This window comes from Escherichia sp. KCJ4928 (assembly GCF_004352695.1).
In the GTDB taxonomy this organism is placed as follows: domain Bacteria; phylum Pseudomonadota; class Gammaproteobacteria; order Enterobacterales; family Enterobacteriaceae; genus ECMA0423.
The window spans coordinates 1-634 of the sequence record NZ_SJWV01000535.1 but is presented as its reverse complement, the minus strand read 5'-3'; the positions used below and the strand labels follow the sequence as shown (position 1 = coordinate 634).

The window sequence follows — 634 nt, the reverse complement described above, 5'->3', positions numbered from 1 at the left end:
GTTTCCAGGCCGCCATAAAGCGGTCAATACGGTGCCAGCCGTAGAAGCTGACCATCAGCGCGTCTTTTTTGAGTACGCGGTACATTTCATTACAGGCCGGTTGCAGCCATTCATCGGTTTTATCGCCAGCGATGGTGCGCCCGGAACGGTCACGGAAACCGACGAGGTACGGCGGGTCGGTGAGGATGAAATCAATGGCGTTATCAGGAATACGGGCCATAACATCGATGCAGTTACCGAGGACAAAACGGGACATACAAAACTCCTTCTCTTACAGTGGGCACCGGGAGGGCACCCCTGTGGTGCCCGTTCCCCGCTGCCTGTGGGCTGTTCACCGCGTCCGGTAACGGGTCAGGCCGACCGTGGAATACCGCAGCCGTCGTCTGTTTGACGGCAAGGCTATGCCGCGAAAGCGGCTTGAAGGGCGTTCATCAGAAAAGGGCGACAGGCTGGCGTACACTGTCACCGACGCCAGCCGGGAGCGGTAAAAGCGCCCGTCCCGTGCCCGCCGGACGCGGGACACTGACCACAGGCAGCGTTTATGCCGCGCCGCGTCAGCCGGCGCAGTAAAAAGAGGAGCACGGCGACATCCTTTACCGGAAAAGAAACGGGCGGTTGCCCGCCCGTCTCCGTC

Annotated in this window: 2 protein-coding genes; both read right to left on the bottom strand. The window is 60.6% G+C overall.

The features are described 5' to 3' along the window. A partial coding sequence (locus E0D98_RS25390) for a DNA methyltransferase (protein WP_274612001.1) occupies positions 1-256 on the bottom strand: 256 nt, incomplete at its 3' end. Between the two features lie 75 nt (positions 257-331). Continuing rightward, the coding region (locus tag E0D98_RS25385; protein ID WP_165941076.1) for a hypothetical protein at positions 332-634 on the bottom strand (303 nt) is incomplete at its 5' end.